Origin of the sequence: Pandoraea pneumonica, assembly GCF_902459645.1 — a bacterium.
GTDB classification, from domain to species: domain Bacteria; phylum Pseudomonadota; class Gammaproteobacteria; order Burkholderiales; family Burkholderiaceae; genus Pandoraea; species Pandoraea pneumonica.
Genome location: NZ_CABPSK010000002.1, coordinates 752632 through 774892 on the forward strand (window position 1 = coordinate 752632; position 22261 = coordinate 774892).

General features: G+C 62.9%; 22 protein-coding genes. 4 read left to right on the plus strand and 18 right to left on the minus strand.

The window, feature by feature from the left end; genetic code table 11:
- Position 1: 1 nt before the first annotated feature.
- From PPN31114_RS12430 to PPN31114_RS12480, 11 genes are all read right to left on the minus strand, one after another.
- Entirely contained in the window at positions 2–1768 is a 1767-nt protein-coding gene (locus PPN31114_RS12430) for a hypothetical protein (RefSeq protein WP_150679795.1), read from the minus strand.
- Positions 1769–2075: 307 nt separating this feature from the next.
- Positions 2076–3701 carry a hypothetical protein gene (locus PPN31114_RS12435; protein WP_150679796.1) on the minus strand — a complete coding sequence of 542 codons (1626 nt, stop codon included), beginning with the start codon at positions 3699–3701 and terminating at the stop codon, positions 2076–2078.
- Between the two features lie 527 nt (positions 3702–4228).
- The gene (locus PPN31114_RS12440) at positions 4229–5176 is read right to left on the minus strand and encodes an NAD(P)H-dependent flavin oxidoreductase (protein WP_150679797.1); all 948 of its coding nucleotides are present in this window, start codon (positions 5174–5176) and stop codon (positions 4229–4231) included.
- Positions 5177–5607: 431 nt separating this feature from the next.
- Positions 5608–6525, minus strand: a complete 918-nt coding sequence (locus PPN31114_RS12445) for an MBL fold metallo-hydrolase (protein WP_150680395.1) — start codon at positions 6523–6525, stop codon at positions 5608–5610.
- 11 nt (positions 6526–6536) lie between these two features.
- Positions 6537–6977 carry a MaoC family dehydratase gene (locus PPN31114_RS12450; protein ID WP_150679798.1) on the minus strand — a complete coding sequence of 147 codons (441 nt, stop codon included), beginning with the start codon at positions 6975–6977 and terminating at the stop codon, positions 6537–6539.
- Positions 6978–7020: 43 nt separating this feature from the next.
- On the minus strand, positions 7021–7287 hold the full coding sequence (locus PPN31114_RS12455; RefSeq protein ID WP_281350967.1) for a DUF1289 domain-containing protein: 267 nt from the start codon (positions 7285–7287) through the stop codon (positions 7021–7023).
- Entirely contained in the window at positions 7284–7721 is a 438-nt protein-coding gene (locus PPN31114_RS12460) for a thioesterase family protein (RefSeq protein ID WP_150679799.1), read from the minus strand. The genes PPN31114_RS12455 and PPN31114_RS12460 overlap by 4 nt, the downstream gene beginning before the upstream one ends.
- A gap of 124 nt (positions 7722–7845) precedes the next feature.
- A complete protein-coding gene (locus PPN31114_RS12465) occupies positions 7846–8364 on the minus strand; it encodes a YbaK/EbsC family protein (protein ID WP_150679800.1) in 519 nt (172 codons plus the stop codon).
- A 42-nt stretch (positions 8365–8406) separates the two neighbouring features.
- A complete protein-coding gene (locus tag PPN31114_RS12470) occupies positions 8407–9342 on the minus strand; it encodes a hydroxymethylglutaryl-CoA lyase (protein WP_150679801.1) in 936 nt (311 codons plus the stop codon).
- Between the two features lie 58 nt (positions 9343–9400).
- Positions 9401–10345 carry a 2-hydroxyacid dehydrogenase gene (locus PPN31114_RS12475; RefSeq protein ID WP_150679802.1) on the minus strand — a complete coding sequence of 315 codons (945 nt, stop codon included), beginning with the start codon at positions 10343–10345 and terminating at the stop codon, positions 9401–9403.
- Between the two features lie 133 nt (positions 10346–10478).
- A complete protein-coding gene (locus PPN31114_RS12480; protein WP_150679803.1) occupies positions 10479–11030 on the minus strand; it encodes a YaeQ family protein in 552 nt (183 codons plus the stop codon).
- 162 nt (positions 11031–11192) lie between these two features.
- Here PPN31114_RS12480 and PPN31114_RS12485 point away from each other — a divergent pair, with 162 nt between their 5' ends.
- Positions 11193–12029, plus strand: coding sequence for an alpha/beta fold hydrolase (locus tag PPN31114_RS12485; RefSeq protein ID WP_150679804.1), 837 nt, complete (start codon positions 11193–11195; stop codon positions 12027–12029).
- A 58-nt stretch (positions 12030–12087) separates the two neighbouring features.
- Here the strand turns inward: PPN31114_RS12485 and PPN31114_RS12490 are convergent, their stop codons facing one another.
- The 3 genes from PPN31114_RS12490 to PPN31114_RS12500 form a co-directional block, all read right to left on the minus strand.
- Positions 12088–12465: a helix-turn-helix domain-containing protein gene (locus PPN31114_RS12490; protein WP_150679805.1), complete on the minus strand. Its 378-nt coding sequence runs from the start codon at positions 12463–12465 to the stop codon at positions 12088–12090.
- A 595-nt stretch (positions 12466–13060) separates the two neighbouring features.
- Positions 13061–13879: a helix-turn-helix domain-containing protein gene (locus PPN31114_RS26570; protein WP_306439715.1), complete on the minus strand. Its 819-nt coding sequence runs from the start codon at positions 13877–13879 to the stop codon at positions 13061–13063.
- 129 nt (positions 13880–14008) lie between these two features.
- Complete coding sequence (locus PPN31114_RS12500; RefSeq protein WP_150679806.1) at positions 14009–14932, minus strand: DMT family transporter; 924 nt, start codon at positions 14930–14932, stop codon at positions 14009–14011.
- 288 nt (positions 14933–15220) lie between these two features.
- Here PPN31114_RS12500 and PPN31114_RS12505 point away from each other — a divergent pair, with 288 nt between their 5' ends.
- A complete protein-coding gene (locus PPN31114_RS12505) occupies positions 15221–16402 on the plus strand; it encodes a diguanylate cyclase (RefSeq protein WP_150679807.1) in 1182 nt (393 codons plus the stop codon).
- An 83-nt stretch (positions 16403–16485) separates the two neighbouring features.
- Here PPN31114_RS12505 and PPN31114_RS12510 read toward each other — a convergent pair whose 3' ends face one another.
- Positions 16486–16731 (minus strand): hypothetical protein, encoded by a 246-nt coding sequence (locus tag PPN31114_RS12510; RefSeq protein WP_150679808.1) that lies wholly within the window; start codon positions 16729–16731, stop codon positions 16486–16488.
- Between the two features lie 124 nt (positions 16732–16855).
- On the opposite strand from PPN31114_RS12510, the gene PPN31114_RS12515 reads away from it, so the two are divergent.
- On the plus strand, positions 16856–17038 hold the full coding sequence (locus tag PPN31114_RS12515) for a hypothetical protein (RefSeq protein ID WP_150679809.1): 183 nt from the start codon (positions 16856–16858) through the stop codon (positions 17036–17038).
- Positions 17039–17304: 266 nt separating this feature from the next.
- Here the strand turns inward: PPN31114_RS12515 and PPN31114_RS12520 are convergent, their stop codons facing one another.
- Positions 17305–17490, minus strand: coding sequence for a hypothetical protein (locus PPN31114_RS12520; protein ID WP_150679810.1), 186 nt, complete (start codon positions 17488–17490; stop codon positions 17305–17307).
- 283 nt (positions 17491–17773) lie between these two features.
- On the minus strand, positions 17774–18976 hold the full coding sequence (locus PPN31114_RS12525) for a porin (protein ID WP_246182525.1): 1203 nt from the start codon (positions 18974–18976) through the stop codon (positions 17774–17776).
- A gap of 258 nt (positions 18977–19234) precedes the next feature.
- Between PPN31114_RS12525 and PPN31114_RS12530 the strand changes: the two genes are divergently transcribed.
- Positions 19235–20041 carry an AraC family transcriptional regulator gene (locus PPN31114_RS12530; RefSeq protein WP_150679812.1) on the plus strand — a complete coding sequence of 269 codons (807 nt, stop codon included), beginning with the start codon at positions 19235–19237 and terminating at the stop codon, positions 20039–20041.
- A 30-nt stretch (positions 20042–20071) separates the two neighbouring features.
- Here the strand turns inward: PPN31114_RS12530 and PPN31114_RS12535 are convergent, their stop codons facing one another.
- Positions 20072–22093, minus strand: coding sequence for an acetyl-CoA carboxylase biotin carboxylase subunit (locus PPN31114_RS12535; RefSeq protein WP_150679813.1), 2022 nt, complete (start codon positions 22091–22093; stop codon positions 20072–20074).
- Positions 22094–22261 lie beyond the last annotated feature (168 nt).

A 22261-nucleotide genomic window follows, 5' to 3' on the forward strand; every position in this document is an offset into this window, starting at 1 on the left:
GTCAAGACCGGTCGCGGTTCAACTGGGCACCCCGCTCGTTTGCGGGCGTGCTCAGCGTGCGCGTCACCGAAATCCGATAGGGCTCGCTGCGCCGATAGCCGGCGGCTTCCAGCGTTGGCGCGAGCGTGTCGCTCACGTCCTGTACGCTCCGCGCGCGCTCGAACGTCACCATCTTGATTCGGCTCCACGGATCGAACAGCCAAGTGTGATCGCGTGTCGACAAAATGGCCTTCGAGAACTCCTGATGTGTCAGGCCGTCTACCTGCCCTTCGATGGGCGGTTGTGGCGTCGCCAAATCCAGCGCTTTGATAACCAGAGGCGATTCTGTGTAGAGCACCATGACGTGTGCCGGCCGGTTCTGGGGGCGCAACGTCACCATGCGCAGCCGCGATTTCGGCACGTCGTGCACCAGCATGAAGTGAAGCAGGATCTCCGCATTTTCGTGGCAGAACGCCTCGCGGCCGGGGTTATCGATGTAAAAGTTCGCCGTCATTGAGGCTGCGCGCCGCTGTTGTCGGTCCAGAGGCTCACTCGGATCGATCTCGCGCTGCCTCGTCCACAGATGTTTGCGAATTTCGGAGATCGAGTTGTTTCGAAACGGTCGCATGTCTTGACGATTGCTGCGTAACAGATTTAGGTCACCCAGCGCATCGAATGCGTCCCGAATCGCGTCGCGCACCCGCGTGTCGATAATTCCATCTAGATCGAACTCATAGCTGTAAACACTGTCAGCGACGAGCTGCGGCGCGCCCATCCGGCTTTGTGAGCAACCGCCGCCGCACAAGCGCAGTGGCGCGTATGCATGCCACTCACCCGTGGCGGGGTCGAGTTTTATGGGGACCTGCGGTTTCCCCGGCGTCGGGGCGTCGACGAGCCAGTGATTGCGGACCTTCGAGCGCTGTAGGCGATAAAAACCATGGGGTCTGCGCAAGAAGAATTGGCCGCCCATCAGAACGAGTCCGTGACGCAACTCTGTGAGTGGTCCCATTCCCAGCGGCCACTGCGAATAGTCTTGAAGAAATTCGCGCTCGCCGTGAATCGTGCTTGTCGAGGCGGCGTTCGGTTGATTCGGCTTGCGAAGCTTTGGCGCTGTTCGCCACTTCGCCATCTCGTCAAATGCGGCTACCGGCAGGCCTTGGGCGGCATTGGCTTTGTGGGCAATCGCCCTGTGGTGCACGGTTGTATCTGTTTGTCGACGTGGTTGGCCTGGCGTGTCTAAACCGCGCAAATCGGAATTCAAGAGTACCGAAATCACGCGGGAGACGTCCGGTGGACGCCCCGCGATCTGTTCGGACACGAGCTGTGCTACGTCGGCGGGCAGGCGAAGCAGTTGCACCTTGGACATTACGCCGGTCCCATAGTCCAACACTTGCATGGTTTCGCGCAGTTGCCCGCGTGTTTGCGCAGGGATGTCTCGACCCGTGGAGACGGCGATGGCATCGTTGACCGATTCGGCGAAGTTCGTGAACGGAGACGCGCCGCTCGCCACCGCTTTCAACACATCGTTGGTGCTGTATTCCGTCTTGATCGGGGCGTACGCCATCGGCCGCATGAGAATGCCCGAATCCGAATCGGAGGCGTCGCCGGGGAATGCGGTGTCGCTGGTGTCGGGCGAGAAGTGGGGTCGTGCAGCGGCGATTGGCATTGCGATGTTCATCGCGCATAACAGTGCGAGCGCCATCGGCCATGCCGTTTGCCGTGGGCCGGTGGCGGCGCTGCCAGGCGTCGTCGGCGCTGAAGCCGTGGTGGCGGCGCTGACCGCATGCATCGGCGGTTTTGCCTGTGAGAGGCATTTGGCGCGGCCGTGACGACTGGCTGGCCGCGATGGGTGCCGTGCAGCGCTTGCGGGCAATCCGTAGCGGGGTGACGGGGTGATGGCGCGTCGATGGGGGAGGTGCGGCAGGTGCGTCAAGTTGGTCTCTCCGTGAGGAGGGCTGTGCATGCGCCGCGCTCGTCAACCTATCGATTCGCTGACACCGCTGGCAATTCATGCAGCCCGGGCCGGAGAGATTAGTGACAGCGCGACGATCAGGCTTGCTGGCCTGAGAATCGCGCTGTGGTTTTCGTTCGGTTCGCTAGTGACCGGGTAGCTTTTTTTGCGCAGGCTTGCCCAGCGGACGCGTGATCGAAATGCGATAAGGCTCGCCCCGCTGGAAGCCCATGTCTTCGAGCGTCGGTGCGAGCATCTCGCTTACCTCCCGTTCGCTGCGCGCGTGCTCGAACGTCACCATCTTGGTCCGGCTCCATGGATCGAACAGCCGACTGCGGTAGCGTGCGGACAGAATCGCCGACTCAAACTCCAACTGCGTCAGGCCGTCTATCTGCCCATCGATGGGCGGTTGTGGCGTTGCCGTTTCCAACATTCCGATCAGCGCGGGTGACTCCGTGTAGAGCAGCATGACGTGTGCGGGCCGATTCTGCGCGTGCAGTGTGATCATGCGGATGCGGCTCGACGGCACGCCGCACATGAGCATGAAGTAAAGGAGCACTTCCGCGTTTTCCTGACAAAACGCCTCAGAATTGGGATGCTCCAAATAGTAGAGCGCCGTGTGTTTCGCGGCCTGACGCTGTTGATCGAACAAAGACGCATGACGGTCGATGTCGCGCATCCTGTTCGTCAGGCGCTCTCTGATTGCCACGATAGAGTTGTCGCGCAGTTGCCGAAGGTCAGCGCGATTTGTGCGCAGCAGGCGCAGATAGCCCAAGTCCAAGAAGGCTCGACGTATCGCCGCGCGCACTACAGGTTCAGGAATTCCGACGAGATCGAACAGCACTGAGAAAACGCTGTCGCGCTCGCGCTCGGTGGTCTTGGCCGCGGGGGGCGATGCTTCCTTGCTGATGCCGCCACCGCCGCCGTATAACCGTAACGGTGCGTGCGCGCGCCATTTTTGGGTCGCGGCGTCGTAAGTCACCGGAACCTGTGGCTTGCCGGGCCCGCGCGCGGCGACGAGCCATTGGTTGTCGGACTTCTGACGCTGCATGCGGTAATAGCCGCCCGTCCCGCGAATGAAGTAATCGCCTCTCGCGACGAGGATGCCTTGCTCTGTGTCGGTGCTGACGGGGCGAATCGCTTCAGGGCTGAGCACATGGGCGCCGAGCGGTTGCGCGTAGCCTTGCAAATATTCCGATTCCCCTATCACGAGTTCCTGAGATTGGGGCGCCAACGTGTCGCGTGGCTCATGCAAGCGCTCGCGATATGGCTTGGGCATGGGTTGATGGCCTCGCGCGACGCTGTGGACTTGCTTCACGGATGTGTCCGAAAGTGACTCCATGCCGCGCAGGTTGGTATTGATCAGCACCGAGATGAGGCGGGAGCTGTCGACCGGTTTGCCCTCACGCTGATCTGCCACGATTTGTGCGATCTCGCCACCGAGACGCGGTAGCGCTACACCGGGCAGCAGGCTGGTGAGAAGGTCTACGGCGGTCGTGCCCATGCGCAATTGTGCGCGGACCTCCGGGTCGACTTCATTGCCAGTCAGCGTCGTGTAGACGTCGGCCATCGATTCGCCAAGATTGCGGAACGGCTCGCGTGCCGATGCCAGCGCCTTCAGGACGTCGTCGAAGCTGTAGTCCAGCTTTATCGGTTCAGGTGCCATTCTGTTGATGACGACGTCGGGCCACGCCGGGGTGACGAGCGTGGTGGCAGACAATGCCGAGCCGACGGGTTCGGCGCCCTCGGGGCACAGACCGATGTTGCGCACTGGCGATGCTTCGGCTGGGCAGCGAGGCACGTTCGCATGCACGGGCAGGGCAAGCGCTGCGACGTTGGCAACGAGCAGCAGTGTCCATGCGATTTGCCGGCCGTTCGATGTTGAGACGCCGGATGGCTCGCGCGCCAACGACGGTGGGCCGGACATGGCGAGCGCGCGTGTTGAACGATGCGCGTGGGGGGGCGAATGCGTGCGCGACCGGTGTCCGGTGGCGCAGTGAGGTCTGGCCTGTGTTGATTGGCGGTGCGGCGCGCTGGCAGTCAATCCGTAGTGCGGTGCCGTGGTGATGGCACGTCGATGCGAGACATGCGTCATGGTGGTCTCTCCGGGAAGAGGGCCGCGCATGTGGCGTGCCCGCCAGCGTATCGATTCGCTGGCGGGCACGCACAACACGCAGCCCGGATCGGAGAGACTCGTCCCGCCACGACGATTAGGCTTGCGCGACCGACGGCCGCGCTGTGGTATTCGCTCTATTCGTTCTGTTCGTTCGAGCCGATCAGCGACCCGTGAGCGAGCGCTTAACGTGCAAGACGTTGACGCGTCTCGTCGTATTCCTGTTTGAGACGCGCCACGATCTCGGCGGCCGGGCGCACATCGTCCATCAATCCCACGCCTTGCCCGGCACCCCAGATGTCTTTCCACGCCTTCGCTTTGGCGAAGTTCATCGCGGTCTTATCGGCGGTCGGCAAGTTGTCCGGATCGAGGCCCGCGTTGACGATGCTCTGACGAATGTAGTTGCCGGACACCCCTGTGAACAGGTTCGTATAGACGATGTCGTTGGCGCTGGCATCCACGATGGCTTGCTTGTAGCTGTCGGTGGCATTGGCCTCGCTCGATGCGATGAAGCGCGTGCCGATATAGGCGAGGTCTGCACCCATGGCTTGCGCCGCGAGAATCGAACCGCCATTGGCGATCGAGCCGGACAGCACGAGCGGGCCATCGAAAATCTTGCGCACTTCGCCCACGAGCGCGAACGGCGAGAGCGTGCCCGCATGACCGCCCGCCCCTGCTGCGACGAGAATCAGTCCGTCGACGCCCGCTTCGAGCGCTTTGTTGGCATGGCGCAGGTTGATCACGTCGTGCAGCACGATGCCGCCGTAGCTGTGCACCGCATCGAGCACTTCTTTTGGCGGTGCGCGCAGGCTCGTGATGAAGATCGGCACGCGATGCTCGACGCACACGCGCACGTCGTGTTCGAGGCGCTGATTCGATTGATGCACGATCTGATTGACGGCGAGCGGGCCGACGACGGCGTCGGGGTTCGCGGCCTTATAGGACGCCAACTCTTCCGTGATACGGGCGAGCCAGTCTTCGAGAATCTGCGGTTCGCGCGCGTTGAGCGCAGGGAACGAACCGACGATGCCAGCCTTGCACTGCGCGAGCACCAGTTCCGGGTAGCTCACGATGAACATCGGCGAGGCCACGACGGGCAGCGCCAGGTTTTGCAGAATCTTGGGAAGGGCCATGAAGTCTCCTTGTGCTGGGCGCTCCCGCGTGTGGGAGCGACGCCGGTCGGCACGTTGGCTGGCGATGCAGGTGGCGGATGTGCCTTCGAAATTATTTCGCGAACGATCGTTCGATTATAGGGGGATTCGTTTGTCTCTCGCGAGGCGGACACTCGAAGAAAGCTTCGGATTGTGCGCCGCGCGGCGTCTTGTGTTCGTGGTCCCGAGCAAGGTGTCGGCCTCGCATCAGGGAAAGCCCTCTTGGTGTGCCGCGCCGTGCCGACTACGATGAAGTCGCGTGCCACGCGGTGCCGGTAACAAGGCGCCGCAGGACGGGTGCCGCGTTAGCGACCGCAGCATTCGACCGGCACGTCACGTCCTCAAACGCCGTTTGCCTTCACCGGCAAGCGGCGTTGTTTTTTTCGTGCCCTCGGCTAGCCTGGGCGGCCAGTTCACACTGCGTAGAGCTTGCCTGCGTCGGCATCGTGGCGCAGCGCACCGGCTTTCGCCAATTCCGCGATGAGGGTGTCGAGCAGTTCGGGCCAAGCCGAGGGTGGTGCGAGCATCGCTGCCGCCCCACGCCACGCGCGTGCGGTGTCGAGCGTGGTCTTGAGTGCGTCGCACGTCATCTCGATTTCTGCCATCAGCCGGAACACGATCAGCACCTTGAGGGCATTGCGCGCGTTGCGTGCAGGGTCGCTGCGCAGGTAGTCGAGCCGGCTGCGCGCGGCGGCGAGCGCGCCGTCGATGTCGGTGAACGGCTTACCATGCCCGGGGATGACTAGCGAGACATCCAGTTGCTCGATGAGATCGAGCACAGCGGCTTGTTCTGCGAATCCCGACTCGCCGTCGAGTTCAGGAAAGATCACGCCGAAGCCGCGTTCCCACAGGGCGTCGGCCGAGATCAGGACGGCATCGGCGGCGCTGTAGAGCATCAGCGCATGCGGATCGTGACCCGGCGCGCCGAGCACGAGCCACTCACGATCGCCGAGCGGGACGGTGTCGCCCGGCGAGAGCGTCTCGTCGAAAACGAAGCGTGCACATTGCTGCCCCGTGGCGCGATACGACAGGCGCGCTTCGTCCCAATGCCGAACCGGATCGGCCTCGGCCGCCGGAACCCACGTGCGGCAACCGTAGTGCGCCTGCAAGGCCGCGTTACCGCCGCAATGGTCGGAATGCAGATGCGTGTTGATCAGGCGCGCGAGCGGTTGTCCGGGCGGCAGCGCGTGTTGGACGAGGGCAAGCGTTTGCGCGGCATGCGAGACGTAGCCGCTATCGACCAGCGCCGGTTCGTCGCCAAGAAACAAAATGTTGTTCGACGACAGCCAGCCACGCTCGAACAAGCGCATGCCATTGGGCAGGGGAGGCAGGGCGGGCGAGGTCATGCGCGTGTCCCCGGCTTCGCGCACACGAGAATCTTCGCCGTGGCGGCAATCACGGTTTCACCGCGCTGATTCACGGCCTCACCGTCGAGCGAGACGATGTCGCCTGCAAGCTTGTCTTTCCACTGGCTATCGGTGACGGTCCAGCGCACGGTGATGACGTCGTCTGCGCGCACGGCGCGCCGCAGCTTCATATCGAATTCCAACCCGAGCGGCTGCGCCGTCTTCGAGTAGTGCGTGGCGAGCAACGCAGCCAGATACGACATTTGCTGCGTGCCCGACGAAATCAGTCCACCGAAGCGCGGGTCGGCCGCCGCATATTCGGCGTCGTGGTGCAGCGGGTTGAAGTCGTGCGCGAGTGCGGAAAACTCGCGGATCGATGCGGGCGTGAACGCGTGAGTGGCGCTAAACGTTTCGCCGGCAGTGACGATTTTTCCCATGAGCGGTGATGAAGAGGTCTGGCGTAATGAGTGAGAAGGCGCGCTAGGCGTCACCGGCGCTGCCACCGCCCGCTTCCACGCGGCGATGCATGACAGGCGGCTCGGCGTGGGCTTCGCGGCGTTGCGGCAACAGCGACCATACGTGGCGCTTGTCGTCGGCGGCCATTGTCGACCACGCGGCAATTTCGGCGAGCGTGCGCCAACAGCCCGAACACCAGCCCGTTGCCGGGTTCATGCGGCAGATGTTGGTGCACGGGGACGGTACGTCGTCCGTTGGCGGCTTCGTGCGCGTGGCGGGATTCGAGGTCACAGTGGCAAGTCGAGCTTGTCGGCTTTCTCGCGTAGCTTGGTTAAAAAGCGTTCCTGATCGACGATCACGCGCTCGTGGGTGCCCGAGCTCACTTTGTCGAGGCCATCCCACGCGGCCACTTCAAAGCGCAGTTGACGGCCATTGACCTCGATGAGCTTGCCGTGAATGCGCAACGTGTCGCCCGCGGGCGTCGCTGCCAGATGCGAGAACGAGACGAGCGTGCCGAGCGATTGCTCGCGCGGCCAATCGAGATAGGGCCGAATCGCCTGAAGGCACGCGCATTCCAGAATGCCCGCGAGATAACCGGTGGCGAGCACGGCGGGCATGTCGCGGCACAGTTCCACGTCGTCGTAGAGTTCGGGCACCACGGCCTTCTTCGGCACGCGATACGTCCACTCGAATGTCAGTCCGGCGACGAGTTCGGGACTCGGCATGGCAGGTCTCCTTTTTTCGATGTTGCGGTGCTGCGGTACTGCGGCGCTATGTCCGCGCACTGAACATGGCTTGCATCTTCCGTACGCCGTTGTGTGCCGACGGCGCTCAGTCCGTTCAGTCGGTTCAGTCGCGCAATGCGACGTCGACGACCGGGGCGCCCGTCATCGCGACGAGTTGCTTGGGTGTCAGGTTGAACACGGCGTGGGGGTGTCCGGCGGCGGCCCAGAGGCTGGCAAGTTTGAGCAAATCTTCGTCGATCAGCGTGACCGGCGAGACGACATGGCCGATGGGGCTCACGCCGCCAATCGAATAACCGGTCTTCTCTTTGACGAACTTGGCATCGGCGCGCGCGAGTTTGCCAACCTGCGCGGCAACCTTCTTCTCGTCCACACGATTGACGCCGCTCGCGATGACCAGCACTGGCGTGTCATCGTCGGCGCGGCGGAAGATGATCGACTTGGCGATTTGCGCCACTTCGCAGCCCAGTCCGGCAGCGGCTTCGGCCGACGTCTTGCCCGTGGCAGGCAGCAGCACGATCGGCTGATCGTGCCCCATGCCCGCCAACAGGCGCGCAACGTGGCGAGCGCCTTCGGGCAACTCGTGCGCGTCGGCTGGCGTGGCGTTATGAGGTGTCTGGCTCATGGTGGTTGGCGCTGTTGGGGCAGTCAGGGCGATCAGGATGAATTAGGCCGCAGCGGGTGCGGCGTCTTGCATCTTGGCGAGCATCGCGCGACCCACGCGCGAGGCATTGTTGCGGCCGATGGCCTTCGAAATAAAGTCGCCCGTGCGCACCACGGCCTCGAGATCGATGCCCGTCTCGATGCCCAGTCCTTGCAGCAGATAGAGCACATCTTCGGTGGCGACGTTGCCGGTCGCGCCCTTCGCGTACGGGCAACCGCCGAGGCCCGCGACAGACGAGTGGAAAATCGAGATGCCGGAGAGCAGCGCCGCATAGATGTTGGCCGTCGCTTGCCCGTAGGTGTCGTGGAAGTGGCCGGACAGACGCTCGATCGGGAACGCGCGTGCGCAGGCTTCCATGACTTCGCGCGTGCGCGTCGGGGTGCCTACGCCGATGGTGTCGGCGATGTCGATTTCGTCGCAGCCCAGAGCCGCCATGCGTTGCACGACGTCGACCACGCTGGCGACCGGCACTTCGCCTTGATACGGGCAGCCGAGTGCGCACGAGATGCTGCCGCGCAGGCGCAGACCGGCGTCTTTCGCCGCCTGTGCCACGGGGGCGAAGCGCGCGATGCTCTCTTCAATCGAACAATTGATATTGCGTTGCGAGAAGGCTTCGCTTGCCGCGCCGAAGATCACCACTTCGTCGGCCTCGGCAGCCACTGCGGCTTCGAAGCCGCGCATGTTCGGCGTGAGCACCGAGTAGATCGTGCCGGGACGGCGCGTGATGCCTGTCATCACTTCGGCGCCGTCGGCCATCTGCGGCACCCACTTCGGCGAGACGAACGAGGTCGTCTCCACATTGGCAAACCCGGCGGCGGACAGTTGATCGACGAGCGCGATCTTGATGTCGGCGGGCACGAGTTGCTTCTCGTTCTGAAGTCCGTCGCGCGGGCCGACTTCGACCACTTTCACGCGTTGCGGCAGTTGAGGCTGAGTCATTGTGGGTGTCTCCTCGGTGTTGTCCTGGCCGGGCTCGGCTCGCGTGACACGCGCAGTATCAGTAACCGCGCGTCAGGTCGACGATGCCCGTAATCGTTTCGCCGCGCTCGAGTGCGGCAATCTTCCCGGCGATCTGTGCCACCGTTTCGTCGCGCAGCGTCAGGGCGGAAATATGCGGCGTGACCGTCACGCGCGGCGCGTGCCAGAACGGATGGTCGGCCGGCAGCGGCTCGGTACGGAACACGTCGAGCGTGGCACCGGCAATTTGGCCGCTGTCGAGTGCAGTCAGCAGGTCGGCGTCGACCAGATGGGCACCGCGAGCGACGTTGATTAGGAACGCGCCAAAGGCCAGCTTGGCGAATAGGTTGGCGTTCAGTACGTCGACTGTTTGCGGCGTGAGCGGCAACAGATTGACGAGAATGCGCGCGCCGCTGACGCAAGCATCGAAACCGGCATCGCCGTGATGCAAGGCGACGCCACTTTCGTCGCTACGCTGGCTGCGGCTCCATGCCCGTACCGGGAAGCCGAAGCTCGCGAGGGCTTTGGCCACGTGCGCGCCGAGCGTGCCATAGCCGAGGACGGCAATGGGGAAGTCGCTGAGGCGATTCGGCTTGAGAAATTTCCACTGATCTTGCGTTTGTTGTGCGCCGAACTCGTCGAGTCGGCGGAAATAACGCAAGGCGGCGGCGCTGACGTACTGCGCCATTTGATCGGCCATGCCCGCGTCTTCGAGACGCACGAGCGGCACACCGGCGGGCAGGCGTTCGGCCCCTTCGCCGCGCGTGCCGAGCACGCCGTCGACACCGGCTCCCATATTGAAAATGGCTTTCAGACGCTCGCGAGGTTGCAGCACCTCGGCGTTTGGCTTCCAAAGTACGAGGTAATCGGCGGGGGCGCTGTCGCCCGGTTGCCAGCTGCGGATGTTGGCGTGCGGCAGGTGTTCGGCGATGCCCGTTTCATACGGGGCAGTCTTGCCGTCGGGCGAAAAGATCAGGATGTCCATGAGCGGCGGGGCGGGCACGAGGCAGCAAAGCCGCCGCGCGGCACCGCGCGGACGGGTTCACTCGATTTACGTTAACGTCAAGTGTAACGCAGCTTGTGTCACCCCGCGTAGTCGGGCGCACCCCATCCCGGGCTCAGTCCTGCTTGGCTTCGCGCAGCGTGGTGAGGTTGACGGCGAAATTGTGGCTATCGTCGGCGATCCAGACTTCACCGTCTTGAATCGTGCATTGCAGGCGCATGGTGCGCGAGGCCAGTGCCGTGAGCGCTTCGGCCGAGGCGTCGTCGAGCATGCGCACGGTCAGGTTCGACAAACGCGAGATCTCTTTTTCGGTGGTTTGCCACCAGATGCCGGCCGGTTTGCCGCCGTACGCGATGACGTCGACGTGCTCGGCACGGCCAGCCGCTTTGATGAGGCGGCGCGCGTCGGGCTGGCCGACGTCGATCCAGCGCACGATGTCGTCGCCGTAATCGAGTTCCCACAGATCGGGTTCATCCGCAGTCGAGATGCCTTTACCGAACGACAGGCGCTCTGCCGCGTAAAGCATGAAGGCGAGCAGACGCACCATCATGCGCTCGTCGGTTTCCGACGGATGACGGGCGAGGGTTAGGTTGTGCGTGGCGTAGTAGTGACGATCGAGGTCGGTGATTTGCACCTCGACCTTATAGATGGTGGCTTTGAGTGCCATGACGTGGTGCCGCTGGAATGAGGAAAGTCGCAAGGATACACCAGCGTCTTGCGGTGCCCGGACTGGCGCCGCTAGCCTTGCCGCGCCGCAGCATGCCGACGGCAAGCTCGCAACAAGCTCGGTATACTGGCGAGTCCGTCTTATCGAAAGTGTCACCCCCCCATGCCGGCCCCTATCCCGCAAACGATCGACGTCAACGGCTATCCGATGGCGTATGTCGAAACGCCCGCACCCGCCGATGCCGTTGGCGCGCCCCTTGTGCTGGTTCACGGCTCGCTTTGCGATCTGCGCTACTTCAAGCCGAACATGGCACCGCTGGGCCAACGCCGACGCGTTATTTCGGTCAGCCTGCGGCACTACTGGCCCGAGGCATGGGACGGGCACGACGGCACGTTCTCCGGCGAGCAGCATGCGGAAGATCTCGCGGCGTTCATTACGGCGTTGGATGTCGGCCCGGTGCACGTGCTGGGTCACTCGCGCGGCGGGTACGTTGCGCTGCGCACGGCGCTGCTGGCGCCCGACACGGTACGGTCGTTGATTTTGGCGGACCCGGGCGTAGAGATCAGCGGTGGCCCCATTCAGGTCCCGCTCGACAGCGAACGGGGCAATTTCCGCGAAAAGGCACTCGAGTTGATTGAGGCCGGCGATATCGATGGCGGACTCGCGATCTTCATCGACACCGTGAGTGGCCCCGACACGTGGCGCCGCATGGTGCCGTGGTTCAAACAGATGGTGAGAGACAACGCACGCACGTTGATCGGGCAGGTGGCAGAGCCGCGTACGCCGCTCCCCATCGACGCGCTGGGCGCATTGCACGCCCCCGTGCTGCTCATGGGAGGGGCCGAGAGCCCGGCACCCTATCCGGATGTCCTCAATGCGCTGGCGCATGCCATGCCGGAAGCGCGCCGCATGCTGATTCAGGACGCCTCGCACGGCATGAATCTGGCCAATCCGATCGCTTTTCATCTTGCCGTGGATGCGTTCCTCGGGAATGACTGACGCCACCGGATCGGCTATCGCGTCCACGTCCTGCTTTCGACATCGAACCCCTTACTCGTCACTCGTCACGCAACATGCTGGGCCCCAAGCGAAGGCTGAGCGTGCGGACCAGATCGGCCATCCACGCCTGATCGCGATCCGATAACTTCTGCATCGCCCGGTTGAGCGACGGATACGGATCACAAGGTGGGGACAGCGTGCCGTCGGCCGCAGTCCCGTGTGCGCCGTCGAATGCGAGCAGTTCGTGAGGCGGCAAGCCGAGCGTATCGGCCAGGATGCAAATATTGCGCAGCGATATGTTGCGTTTGCCGCGTTCCACCCCACTGAGATATGAACGAGCAAGCCCACTTTCGAGTGCGAGCTTGTCTTGTGCCCAGTTGTACTTCTTACGCAAGCCGGCTAGGTGTCTGCCGAATCTAAATAAATTGGAGTCCATACTAAAAATTTCCTTGTTGGGGACAGGAAGATTGAAGCAAAAAACCGGCATCGGGGACGGCCTCTTGGGTATACCCGGTCGCGAGGCACGAACTGCATAGTGTGCAACGTCACCTTGGGGCTGACTTTCGGAGAAGGCACAAGCAGTGCGGGGTTCCGAAAGCAGACGTCACGCTACGCTGCGTAGTCACGATCGCTCGGTGACTCGCGTAGTCGCCCTTCCGGTCAAATGGGAAACGCGAAGTGTGACATCGGCGGATGCCCATGACGCCGGGAGATGACTCTCTTTGTCGGCTTTCGGGATGTCACTCAGTGCCAATGCGTCGTATCTGATATCGGACAATGCGAATGGGTTTTGATATGACACGCGCGTGAGCGATTTCGTCTCGATGGGCGGCGCAATGCCGCGTCTTTTCGGAAGTCACGCGTTGCCAAGAACTGGATGGGCAGTCGTGTCGATACGTGGGCAATGCGACGGGAATACGGCGATGGTGGTCGTTGCACCGACACGCCGATAAGACGAAACATCGCGCGAAGCCGTTGTCATGCGAACGGACTTTGCGCGATGTCCTATATGCCTCTTGCCGTGCCGTCGATCATTCCTCGTCGACGGTTGGGGTGCGATGCGAATCGTCTTGGGCGATCTCGCCCGGTGCGAGAAATCGCTCGCCATCGGCGGGGTGTTGAGGCGCTGCGTAGCGATTGTCGAAGCGCGGTTCGATACGAGGATCAATACGCGGATCAATACGCGGTTCGGTACGCGGTTCGGCGAGCGGTTCGATACGGGAATCGCGTGCATCGCAGGCATCGAGATCGTCGCGGTCGGCATCGCCGTGGCGTGCAGCGTCGAGATCGCCGGTTTCGCTTCGGCCGACATTGCTAAACGCGTCCTCACGCTCGTCGTCTTCGTCTTCGTCTTCTTCTATCGCATCGCTCAAGCTAGGTTCGGCGGGGATGCCGCTTGCGTAGGCACCGCCGTACCCTGCATCGAGGCTGCGATCGCGACCGGAATCGCCGTTATGCAAAAGCTGCGACACGCTGGCGGGTGTTCCGGCGTGACTCAGGCGGGAACTCAGACTGCGGATGATTTCTGCGAGCCAGACTTGGTCGCGGTTTTCGAGCCGCCCGAGCGAGCGGCTGATTTGCGGTAGTGGTGTGCGCTCTGCCGCGATGGCGTTCGCGTCGGTGCCGGTGGGGGCTTGCGAGAAGCGAAGCATCTCGGACGTGGACACGCCGAGCGTGTCGGCGAGTACGCAGATATTGACGAGGGCGACATTGCGGCGCCCCCGCTCGATGCCGCTGACGTACGACCGGGCCAGACCGCTTTCGAGTGCCAGCTTCTCCTGCGACCAGCCACGTGCTTTACGCAAGTGCGCCAGATGGTCTCCAAACAGCGCGAGTGGGTTCGTTTGCATGGCGGAACTCCGTTGACGAGTCACACAGCCTAATCAATCCCCCCGCGTCTTGCGACGTTATATCGCTTTCCTCCCCATGCGTGACAGGTGGCCCTCTATAAAGAGTGGGCCACTTTTTTCGCACAAAATTTATCGGACACTTCCCAAGTCTTCTTGCAGTTTCTGTGTCAGTTCTCGCGCTTTCCGGATCGGCAGGTGCCAGCACTCGCCCAACGCGACACCCGCAAGAATCAGGGCGCCGCCGAGCAGATGGTAGGCCGCAAGATGCTCGCCGAGACCGAAGGCGGCGATCAACGCGGTGAAGATCGGTACCAGATTGATGACGACGGTGGCGCGGCGCGGCCCGATACGGGCGACGCCGATCATCCAGATAAAGGGGGCTGCGATTGACACGGGGATCGTGGCAAACGCGAGTTCAGGCAGGTTGTCCATCGACACCCCGGCCTTTTGCGACATGAGATAGAAGGGCAGCAGCGCGATCACCGCACATACGATTTGTGCGTAGAGCGACGGCAGCGGCGCGAGCGGCAGACGCCACTTGCGTAGCAGCACGCAGTAGATCGCGTACGCGAGCATGGCGAACACCATCATCGCGTCACCGATGCCGATGCCTTGATCGGCGAGGTGCATGACCGATCCGTGACCCACGACCAGCAGCACACCGAAAATGGACAGCAGGCCACCGGCGATGGCGCCCGCAGTCAGTACGTCGCCCAACACAACGACGGCCAGCGTGAGTGTGGTGAGCGGCAGCAGCGACAGAATGATCCCCATGTTCGTCGCGCTCGTATAGTGCGCGGCCGAGTAGGCGAGGCCCTGGTAGATCGCCATGCCCAAAACGCCGAGCGTCGCGTATTGCGCCAGATGAGGGAGGAACGCTTTGCGCTGACGCCAGAGCGAGGGCAGCGCGAACGGCGTGAGAATCACCCCGGCAGCGAACCAGCGCAGGAAAGCGATTTCGGCGGGGAAGATGTGACCGACGGCGAGCTTGTTGACGATCACGTTGGCCGACCAGATCAGCACGGCGGTCAACGGCAGGATGAAATTAAACATGAGTTGATAAGGGGGCACTGGGGTCGCACCGCGCACACTGCACGGTATGCGGCGAATTGTCCGCCCGAGGGGTGTCCGCAAGATAGCGAATTTCGGACAAATGATACGTGGTTTAAGACGCGACGTTTATCGCTCGATCCTCGTCCGCGCGTCATGGCGCGCAGGTAGAATGGCGCGGTGCGGGGATGGACATGTGCACGTTAGGCGGTATACGCCAAGTGCGCGGCCATTTGCCGCCCCACGGTGCACTCGCATCGTGCGCGTTTCGTGACAGGTGATCGGAGCAGCATGGTGTCAGTGAGTCCACAAGGCCGGTCGGCGCATGCCGACGGCGCGCAGCAGCGTCGTGCTGCATCGTCTTCTTTCGGTGTTGATTCTTCGGTCGCGGGCAAGGGCAAGCGCTTCGTGCGCCGCATCTACCGCTTGCGCACCATCGGCCTAGCGATTGGGTTCTTCTGCGTCGCGGGCGTTTTCTACCGTCACGATCCGCCCATCGCGTCCTGGCTTTGGGTACTTCTCATCGTCAACGGGTTTGTCTGGCCGCACGTGGCGTGCGCCTTGGCGCTTTCGCGCCCGGTGCCGTATCGCGCCGAACGGATGAACTTGCTGATCGATTCGGCGTTCGGTGGGTTCTGGGTCGCGGCGATGCATTTCAACGTGCTGCCGAGCGTGGTCGTGCTGGCGATGATGTCGATGGACAACATCGGCGCCGGTGGCGTGAAGTTGTTCTTGCAGGGGGTGCTCGCCAACGTGGCGGGCGTGTTGGTCGGTATCGCGTTAGTGGGTTTCGTATGGGCGCCGGCGTCGGACACGTTCAACGTACTGACGTGCTTGCCGATGATCATCCTTTACCCCATTGCGTTGGGTAAGGTGACCTACGACCTCGCGCAGAAGCTCGCACATCGCTCGCGCGAGATGGAATATCTGTCGCAACACGATGGCTTGACGGGCTTGCTTAACCGGCGCGCGTGGGAGCAGCGTCTGGCCGATATTCATACGCACTGCATGGCGACGGGACAGCCTGCGTGTCTGGTGCTGATGGATCTCGATCACTTCAAGCGCATCAACGACACCTTGGGCCATGCCGCGGGCGACACGGCGTTGCGCCGCTTTTCAGGGTTGCTGCGTCAACGGCTGCGCGACATCGATGCCGTAGGCCGCTACGGTGGCGAGGAGTTCGGCGCCGTGCTGGTGAATACAGGTGCCGTGGCTGGACAGGACCTGATGCATCATCTGCTGGCCGATCTGCGCGCGCGCGTGGCGCAGGCCGAAGCCCAGTTGCAGACGCAAATGCCGGTCACGGACGGCCAGACGCTGTCGCTGACCGAATGCACCGTGAGCATCGGACTGGTGCCGTTCTCGACGGGTTTCGACTCGCCGCAGGCGTGGCTGCAACAGGCCGACCGCGCGCTCTATCGCGCCAAACGCGACGGGCGCGACGGCATGGTCGTGTTCGAGCTGAACCGCTAGGGTCGGTGACGAGCGCCAGTGATCGGCTGGCGCTAGCGCTGTGGTCTCGGACAGCGCGCCAACAGCGCGGGATCGGTGACCGATCAGCGCACGCAGAGGCGCGAGAATGCCGAGCGCAAGGCGGCGGGAATGGCGGCAGCGAAGCCGAACGGGCGGGCCAGCGTTGCCAGCCCCTCGCCATTCAGGACGCGCGAGCCTTCCAGATGCGTCGCCAGTACGCAGAAATCTTCGCGCTTCATGCCCACGCGGTGGCAGGCTCGGTCGAGTTGCTTCAGGTCGTTCGGGTGCAGCGTGAGGGTGACGGTAATACGTTCTGGGTCGGTGTTCATGACGACAATCTTCTCTTATACGAATACGGCGGGCATGTTGCGCGGGTAGGCACATGCCGGGCGCCCACGCGATAACGCGGGCGTGCGTGACCACAAACGCACGAGATCGCTCGGAAGAGAGTGCATGGCGAATTCGCAGCCGGGTACCGATGGCACAAGTACGGGGCTTGCGAATGCGCGCTCCGAGATTCGGGGCGTCGGGTTGTCTGATGCAACGCGTGGGCAATACGAGGCTGTGGGCGCGCGCTCCGCCGCCGAGAACATTGGCGGCGGTACGGCTTCGACGCGTGAGAGCGATGCCTCGTAACAGCAGGGAGGGATGACTCTCCATCCGGCCGTGACAAAAGCGCCGGAGAACAGCAATGAGTACTGCGGACTACCACTGCGGGTAAAGCTAGATTTCACTACGACTGCGCGAGCCGTCTAACGTCGACGGGGACTGCGTTGATGCAAGACCTTCTGAACGACAGGACTGCGGGTGATGCGAGTACAGCGATAAAGCCGAACGGCCAACTTACTGAACTGCCAATTACTGCTACTGCTACTGCTACTGCTGGCGCTGCGTGATGAGACTTACGCGGCGTCTTTGAACTGAATGCGTGTGCACGGCGTACGGCGGTGGCTGCGGCGATAGCGCAAGACGCGATCCACATGCGCCGACGCGGCCAGACGCGTCGCCTTACGATGCAGTTGACGCACGCGTGCGCCCGAAATAGCGATGGCGACGAGGGCAATCAACGACCAACTGACGAAACTCACAACCCTTCTCCTGAATACTTTCGCTGCCAACCCAACCGGAGCGAATCGATTCCAAAAGCTTGGGGTACCGTCGGTTGCGTCTGCTTCAAACTTTGATGAAAACGAATTCTAATGATTTTCCCGAATAGGGTAAACCCTTGAAATTAGAAATACTGTATTCAGATAAGCAATTCAGTTCAAAACATCCAAACGGTCGTTTGAATTCTAAGTCTCTGTCTTCATTTGGAAAATCAGCCCAAACCCGCATGAATCCTCGGGAATGGGCCGATGGCGATGGCCGGAATCAGAAGCTGTGTTTCAAGCCCATGCCGAGCAACAGTTGTGAGCGCGCACCTGCGTTGAGTCCGTACGAGCCGACAGAGGCGGTGGCATCGACGGTTTGCGTACCCGACGCATCGAGCGTCGTGCCAGAAGCCCGTTGGTAGCCGCCAATGACATACGTGGCCGTACGCTTCGATAGCGCGTACGTGACGCCGGCGTTGAACTGGTTGTAATGCGCCGCCGTCTGGCGAGGTCCACGCAGGCGCGTGTAGCTATAACCCACCCCGGTGCTCACCGCTGGCGTCAGCGCATAGCTGGCAAAGGCATTGACCGTATCGAACTTGGCCGTGCCGCTGAATGCCGACAGCCCGTCGCTGGCGTATTCCGCGTGCGAATACGACAGGCCGAGAATCGCCGGGCCCACGGCGTACTTACCGCCCACGCGCGCGATTCGCACTTTGCTCGCCGTACGCAAACCGATGTTGATCGACGAATTGAACAGCGAACCCGCGCTGCTAGACCACTGGCGCAGCCCTTCGTCCTGAGAGCCCGCTACCTGATCCACCTTGCTGCCGCCATCGGCGAAGAAGAAGCCAGCGCCGAGTGCGAGCGGCCCGTTGCTGTAAGCCCCGGCAACGCCATACGAGCGCCCCGAGCCCGCCTTGCCTGCGACATTCCCCATCGCATACATGCCTTCGAATTGAAGGCCGCCGTAGTTGGGCGTGGCGTAACGGATCGCGTTGTTGATGCGCGCGCCGTTGTCGTAGTTGTCGACATCGCCTGGCGTGGCAAAGAACCCGCCGAAGTAACCGTCGGCGGTCAGTCCTTGCACGAGATTGACGACCGGATCGTACTGGCGCCCGATCGTGATTTCACCCCATCGATCGCCCCGCAAGCCCACGATCGCTTTGCGCCCGAACGCGAGGCCGCCATTACCGAGCTGACCATTCACCGCGTTGAAGCCGCTCTCGATTTGGAATAGTGCGGTGAGCCCGTTGCCAAGCGACTCGGTGCCGCGCAGGCCCCAACGGCTGCCGGAAAGTATGTTGCTGGTGATTTGCGACAACGCGACCGAGCCGTTGCCTTGTGCGACATTGTTGGCGTGAACGAAGCCGGAGTCGAGCGTGCCGTAGAGTGTGACGTTGCTCTGCGCATGGACGCCCGCCGGTACGGTGAACAGTGCGAGGGTTGCCGCGAGCGCAAGGGCACGCGGACCGGTAAACATAGGAAGACGTTGTGTCATGGTGTCGGGCAGCGTGGCTGCGCGTGGTTGATATCGACACCGAGAATATTGTTGAATACCGGTTCGGAATCCTGATGAAAATTCCTATTAGCCCGTGAGGCCCGTCACAGCGACGACATCGCGAATTCACTCACCACGTTTCTAAGAACAGTCCCCAAAAAGAATGAAAAAACGCCGCAATTCGCGGCGCTTCTAATTCGGCGGAGCGGGTAAGATGCCAAAAAATGCGGAAACCGAGCAATGACCGTTCGCTACAACTGGCCCACCTTCAAGACGCTGCCGTATCCGGTGTACTTCCGCTACGACGAGTTCGACGCGCAGACGGCGTGGGTGCCGCATCGCCATGACTGGGGCACGCTCAACTACGTGGCGAATGGCGTGATGCAGCTTGAAATCGAAGGCGCGCGCTATCTCTCTCCCCCGCAGTACGCCGTCTGGATTCCGCCGAAAGCGGCGCACGCCAGCTTCAACGCGCACGCGGTGATCTACCGCTCGGTATATATCGATGCGTCGCTCGCGACCGTGCTGCCAGCGCATGCGGCCACGTTGCGCATCAGCGGCTTGCTGAGGGCCATTCTGTCGGACTTCGCAGAGCGCGGGGTGGCGTCGCCGAAAACCGATGCCGACAAGCGTCTCGCGCAGGTGCTCGTCGATCAACTTGCGCTCGCGCCCGCCGAACCGCGCTTTCTACCGCAGGCCAATTCCCCTGCGCTCGTGCGCATCTTGCAGGCGCTGCAAAGCGAGCCTGGCGACAACCGTACGCTGGCGCAGTGGGCGCAGGTAGCGTCCATGACCGAGCGCACGCTTGCGCGTCACTGCCGGGTGGAATTGGGGATGACGTTGGGGCAATGGCGGCAGCGCATGCGCTTTCTGCGCGCCATCGAGGGGCTGGAGGCGGGGCAGACGGTCAAGTCGATCGCGTTCGATCTGGGCTACGCGACGCCGTCGGCATTTATCGAGATGTTCACGCGACAGTCGGGACTGACGCCGGAGCATTTCCGGCGTCAGACGATTCTCGGCGAGGGACGCGTCGGGCTCACCGCGTGAATCTCAACGCATCACCTCGCCGCATAAACCTTACCGTTTGAACGCCAGCAACTGCGCGCCTTCGGGCACCTGATCGCCCACGGCGTACAACACCTCCTCGATTTCGCCGTCGGCCGGTGCGCTGATGGTGTGTTCCATCTTCATGGCTTCCATCACGAGCAGCGGCGCACCTTTCTCGACCTTCGTCCCGGCCGGTGCCAGCACGGCAATGACCTTGCCGGGCATCGGTGCGGTCAGGCGGCCTTCGCCCCCTTCCTGCGCGCCAGCCTGCGCGAGCGGGTCGTGCCAGCGCAACGCCCATGCGTGACCATCGGCAAATACGTGCGCCACTTCGTGCTCGAAGTCGACGTGTCCCTGCACGCGGCGCTCACCGAGCGTGACGCGATACACGCCGCCATCGTGGGTGTAGCGATACGAATAGGTTTCCCCGTCGACGGTGAGCGTGCTGGCCTGCGCGCCGCTCGTGAGGACGACGTCATGACGCGTCTCGCCCTGATCGAACGACAACGTGCGGCGGTAGTCGCCATTCAGACGCCAGCCGGTAGCGAGTTGCCAAGGTGAGTGATGATCGATGCTGTCCTGATACTTGCGGCGGCCGACGATGGCCTCGCGAGAAAGCTGAGCCGCCACCGCCAGCGCCAGCGTGGTCGCCGGGACGGGGGCCACGCCGGGGAACAGCGTGTCGCGATGGCGCTCGATCAGGCCCGTGTCGAGATCGGCACCGGCGAACGGCTCGCTCGCGACCAGACGGCCGAGGAACGCGATGTTCGTTTGCACACCCACCACGCGGTACTGGCCGAGCGCGCGGCGCATGCGGGCAAGCGCTTCGTCGCGGTCCTGCCCCCACACGATCAGCTTCGCGATCATCGGGTCGTAGAACGGCGAGATCGTGTCGCCTTCGCGCACACCCGAGTCGATGCGCACAGCGGCGGGCGTCGCCCCCGCACCAATCTCGAATTGCACGGCAGCGGGCGGGCGCAGTGTCGAGAGCGTGCCCGTCGACGGCAGGAAGTTGTTGTCCGGATTCTCGGCGTAAATGCGCGCTTCAAGCGCATGGCCGTGAATGCGCAGTTCGTCTTGCTTGCGCGGCAGCACTTCACCGGCGGCCACACGCAGTTGCCATTCGACCAGATCGAGACCCGTGATCATTTCGGTGACCGGGTGCTCCACCTGCAAGCGGGTGTTCATCTCCATGAAGTAGAACGAGCCGTCCTGATTGGCGATGAACTCGACGGTGCCCGCGCCCACGTATCCCACCGCCCGTGCGGCGTTGCAGGCGGCGTCGCCCATGGCCTGACGGCGCTCGGCGGTCATGCCCGGCGCAGGCGCTTCTTCCAGCACCTTCTGGTGACGGCGTTGCACCGAACAATCGCGCTCGAACAGATAGACGCAATTGCCGTGCGTATCGGCGAACACCTGAATTTCGATGTGACGCGGACGCGTCAGGTATTTCTCGACCAGCACGCGCTCGTCGCCGAAGCTGCTGGCGGCCTCACGCTGGCACGACGCCAGCGCGCTGCGGAATTCTTCGCTGCGCTCGACCACGCGCATGCCTTTGCCACCGCCGCCTGCACTGGCTTTGAGCAGCACCGGGTAGCCGATCTCGTCGGCGCGGGCGTGCAGGAAAGCGGCGTCCTGATTGTCGCCGTGATAACCCGGCACGAGCGGCACGGCAGCGCCTTCCATGAGCGTCTTTGCAGCGCTCTTGCTGCCCATGGCGTGAATGGCACCGACCGGCGGTCCGATGAAGACGATGCCCGCGTCGTCGCACGCTTTCGCGAAGGCTTCGTTCTCGGACAGAAAACCATAACCGGGGTGAATGGCTTGCGCGCCGGTGGCAACGGCGGCGGCGATGATGGCGTCGATGCGCAGATAGCTGTCGCGTGCGGCGGCGCCGCCCACGTGAACGGCCTCGTCGCACACGGCGACGTGCTTGGCTTGCGCGTCGGCGTCGGAATAGACCGCGACCGTGCGAATGCCCAGACGTGCGGCAGTGGCTGCCACACGGCAGGCGATTTCGCCGCGGTTGGCGATGAGGATCTTGTCGAACATATTGCCTCCGGAAAATGATCGATTGGGGCGACGTTCGCGTCCGGCAGGCTCGCTTGTGGCAAGCCGCCGACGCACTCGCGCCTGCTTCTCTGTCCTGCTGCTATATCGCTACTTTCTTGCTATCTGTCGCCGCCGGTGTCACGGCATCGTCTGTTGCGATGCTCGCCG

Excerpts from the sequence above, each read along its gene's own strand:
- PPN31114_RS12430 (WP_150679795.1), bottom strand. The coding sequence starts at position 1,768 with ATGCATGCGGTCAGCGCCGCCACCACGGCTTCAGCGCCGACGACGCCT.
- PPN31114_RS12440 (WP_150679797.1), bottom strand. The coding sequence starts at position 5,176 with ATGGCCCTTCCCAAGATTCTGCAAAACCTGGCGCTGCCCGTCGTGGCC.
- PPN31114_RS12450 (WP_150679798.1), bottom strand. The coding sequence starts at position 6,977 with ATGGGAAAAATCGTCACTGCCGGCGAAACGTTTAGCGCCACTCACGCG.
- PPN31114_RS12460 (WP_150679799.1), bottom strand. The coding sequence starts at position 7,721 with ATGCCGAGTCCCGAACTCGTCGCCGGACTGACATTCGAGTGGACGTAT.
- PPN31114_RS12465 (WP_150679800.1), bottom strand. The coding sequence starts at position 8,364 with ATGAGCCAGACACCTCATAACGCCACGCCAGCCGACGCGCACGAGTTG.
- PPN31114_RS12470 (WP_150679801.1), bottom strand. The coding sequence starts at position 9,342 with ATGACTCAGCCTCAACTGCCGCAACGCGTGAAAGTGGTCGAAGTCGGC.
- PPN31114_RS12475 (WP_150679802.1), bottom strand. The coding sequence starts at position 10,345 with ATGGACATCCTGATCTTTTCGCCCGACGGCAAGACTGCCCCGTATGAA.
- PPN31114_RS12480 (WP_150679803.1), bottom strand. The coding sequence starts at position 11,030 with ATGGCACTCAAAGCCACCATCTATAAGGTCGAGGTGCAAATCACCGAC.
- PPN31114_RS12485 (WP_150679804.1), top strand. The coding sequence starts at position 11,193 with ATGCCGGCCCCTATCCCGCAAACGATCGACGTCAACGGCTATCCGATG.
- PPN31114_RS12490 (WP_150679805.1), bottom strand. The coding sequence starts at position 12,465 with ATGGACTCCAATTTATTTAGATTCGGCAGACACCTAGCCGGCTTGCGT.
- PPN31114_RS26570 (WP_306439715.1), bottom strand. The coding sequence starts at position 13,879 with ATGCAAACGAACCCACTCGCGCTGTTTGGAGACCATCTGGCGCACTTG.
- PPN31114_RS12500 (WP_150679806.1), bottom strand. The coding sequence starts at position 14,932 with ATGTTTAATTTCATCCTGCCGTTGACCGCCGTGCTGATCTGGTCGGCC.
- PPN31114_RS12505 (WP_150679807.1), top strand. The coding sequence starts at position 15,221 with ATGGTGTCAGTGAGTCCACAAGGCCGGTCGGCGCATGCCGACGGCGCG.
- PPN31114_RS12510 (WP_150679808.1), bottom strand. The coding sequence starts at position 16,731 with ATGAACACCGACCCAGAACGTATTACCGTCACCCTCACGCTGCACCCG.
- PPN31114_RS12515 (WP_150679809.1), top strand. The coding sequence starts at position 16,856 with ATGGCGAATTCGCAGCCGGGTACCGATGGCACAAGTACGGGGCTTGCG.
- PPN31114_RS12525 (WP_246182525.1), bottom strand. The coding sequence starts at position 18,976 with ATGTTTACCGGTCCGCGTGCCCTTGCGCTCGCGGCAACCCTCGCACTG.
- PPN31114_RS12530 (WP_150679812.1), top strand. The coding sequence starts at position 19,235 with ATGACCGTTCGCTACAACTGGCCCACCTTCAAGACGCTGCCGTATCCG.
- PPN31114_RS12535 (WP_150679813.1), bottom strand. The coding sequence starts at position 22,093 with ATGTTCGACAAGATCCTCATCGCCAACCGCGGCGAAATCGCCTGCCGT.